At 21.9% G+C, this 2,504-nt stretch carries 3 protein-coding genes; 2 read left to right on the plus strand and 1 reads right to left on the minus strand.

The window, feature by feature from the left end; all coding sequences use genetic code 11:
* Positions 1–221: 221 nt before the first annotated feature.
* Positions 222–1,076, minus strand: a complete 855-nt coding sequence (repA, locus tag AB4W62_RS02630) for a plasmid replication initiator RepA (RefSeq protein ID WP_367680159.1) — start codon at positions 1,074–1,076, stop codon at positions 222–224.
* Between the two features lie 205 nt (positions 1,077–1,281).
* Here repA and AB4W62_RS02635 point away from each other — a divergent pair, with 205 nt between their 5' ends.
* Together AB4W62_RS02635 and AB4W62_RS02640 are read left to right on the plus strand one after the other, a co-directional pair.
* A complete protein-coding gene (locus AB4W62_RS02635) occupies positions 1,282–1,860 on the plus strand; it encodes a recombinase family protein (RefSeq protein WP_367680157.1) in 579 nt (192 codons plus the stop codon).
* A gap of 37 nt (positions 1,861–1,897) precedes the next feature.
* Entirely contained in the window at positions 1,898–2,407 is a 510-nt protein-coding gene (locus AB4W62_RS02640) for a TIGR00645 family protein (RefSeq protein WP_367680158.1), read from the plus strand.
* Positions 2,408–2,504: the final 97 nt, after the last annotated feature.

Raw genomic sequence — 2,504 nt, forward strand, 5'->3', positions numbered from 1 at the left:
ATAAATGCAAAAAAATAAAATATAAATGCAAAAATACTTTTATAAAATAAATAACAATATAAATAAATTAAACATAAAAAAAAAAAAGGAAAAAAATAAAAATTTTTGTATAAAAAATTGAACTTTTTTTGAAAAAAAGATATTTAATAAAAAAGAAGGGAAACTATTTAATATAAATAGAATTTTTTTATGAAAAATTTATATGTATTTAATAAAATTTTTTAGGGAGGATCAACTAAAGCAGAACTAGCTAATTTTTTTAAATAAAAATATTCAATATTAACTAATTTTTTTAATCCTTCAGAACCCATTTTTTTTAATTCAGAAATAGAATATTTTTTAATTAAAATATTTAATATTTTTTGTCTACTTAAACAAGGACTTAAAGTAAATAAATTTTTAGCTAATGTTTTTCTTTTAGAGATTTTTTTCTTTTTTTCTCGATATTCAAATAATTTCTTAATCCGATCATTTTTATTCTTTAATTTCGCCTCTTTTAAAGAAATTTTTTTCAATCCTTTAATTAATAAATTTTTATTAACCCAACCTAATTGTTGTAATCTTGCATTTTTTAGTTTTGTATGAGAAATTCCAAAAAGCATAAAAAAAAGAGAAGTTAATTTAATTACTTTAGGCATATAAGTTCTTGAACTCTTATCCCAAGATGTTTTACATTTTATAAAACCCATTGGTTCCATAAACTCTGTAATTAAGCGAGAAGCTCTAGAAATTGATTTATTACCAGCTTTTGAAATTGTAGAAAGCCCACACTCATCAGCTAACTGTTCAACAGAAGCATAAACTAATCTAGAAATAATATTAAAATGATACAACATAGCTTGTACCATAGCTCTCATAGCACAAGCTCTATGTTCATTTAATCTTCTATAGCGCTTTATTATTAATCCAGTTTTTATATTCTTAGGTTGAATAACATAATTCAATTCTGTTCTTGCTACATCTATTTTTGAGGCTCTTTCCATAGCATATTTAATAAATGAAGGACGTGGCTTATTATTAATCGGAATTGAAAAAATAGGATTATAATTATTAATATATTTTTTTCTAAATAACATGATTTAAACTACTTAAAAAGTTAAATTTAATTGATTGATTATAATTAGAAAGATATAATGTTTTTTAAAAATAAAAAAAAATCTAAAAGATAAACTATCACAAATTTAAAAAAAATTCAAGATCGTACAGTTAAAAGAAAGAAATAAAAAAAAGGCTCATTTTTTTAACTTTATAAATTAAATTAAAATTTAGGAGGAAAAATTAGTGCTTATCGGATATGCAAGAGTTTCTACAGAAGAACAGAATTTAAATTTTCAGAAAGATGCTTTACATAAAGCGGGATGTGAAAAATTATTTTCAGAAAGATTAAGTGGAATTAAAAAAGAAAGACCTAAATTAAGAGAGGCTTTAAACTATGCTAAAAATGGAGATACTATTTTAGTATGGCGGCTTGATAGATTAAGTAGATCTTTAAAAGATTTAATAGAAATATCAACTTTTTTAGAAAAAAAAGGAATTAATTTAAGAACTTTACAAGAACATATTGATACTAAATCAATATCTGGAAAATTTTTTTTTCATATTTTTGGAGCTTTCGCGGAATTTGAAAGTTCATTAATAAGAGAAAGAACAATAGCAGGTTTGAAAGCTGCAAAAAAAAGAGGAAAAATAGGGGGAAGACCAAATATTTTAAATAAGAAAAAAAAAGAAATTTTAATTAAATTATATAGGAAAAAAAATTATACTATATCAAAAATTTGTGAAATTATGAAAATTTCAAGACCTACATTGTATAAATATACTCAATCAACGATCAGAAGAAAGGAAAAAATATATTCTTAATAAAAAATATATTAATTTATGTAAAAAAAGGAAAAAAATGGAAAAATTTATAGAAAATATAATTTATGCATCTAGATGGTTGATGTTTCCTGTATATATAGGATTATCTTTTGGTTTTGTTTTACTTACTTTAAAATTTTTTCAGCAAATTATATATGTTATTCCTCAAATTTTTACTATGTCAGAATCAGGGTTAGTATTAATCGTCTTATCTTTGATAGACATAGCATTAGTAGGGGGATTATTAGTTATGGTTATGTTTTCCGGATACGAAAATTTTATTTCAAAAATGAAAATGGAGGATAATCAAAAAAGATTAAGTTGGATGGGTACTATGGATGTTAATTCAATAAAAAATAAAGTTGCCTCTTCAATAGTGGCAATCTCTTCTGTACATCTTTTAAGATTATTTATGGAAGCAGAAAAAATTTTGGATAATAAAATTATGTGGTGTGTAGTAATACATTTGACATTTGTTTCTTCTGCTTTCGGAATGGCATATATTGATAAAATGAGTAAAAAAAAAAATTATCATCGAAAAAATTAAAAAATTTAAAAAAATTATAGTTATATATCATTGTAAATAAATGAAGTTTTTTAAAAAAAATATTTTTTTTTTAAATAAATGCATATGAAAATTTTAT

The sequence above is a fragment of the Buchnera aphidicola (Mindarus abietinus) genome (assembly GCF_964059085.1).
In the GTDB taxonomy this organism is placed as follows: Bacteria; Pseudomonadota; Gammaproteobacteria; order Enterobacterales; family Enterobacteriaceae; genus Buchnera_A; species Buchnera_A aphidicola_C.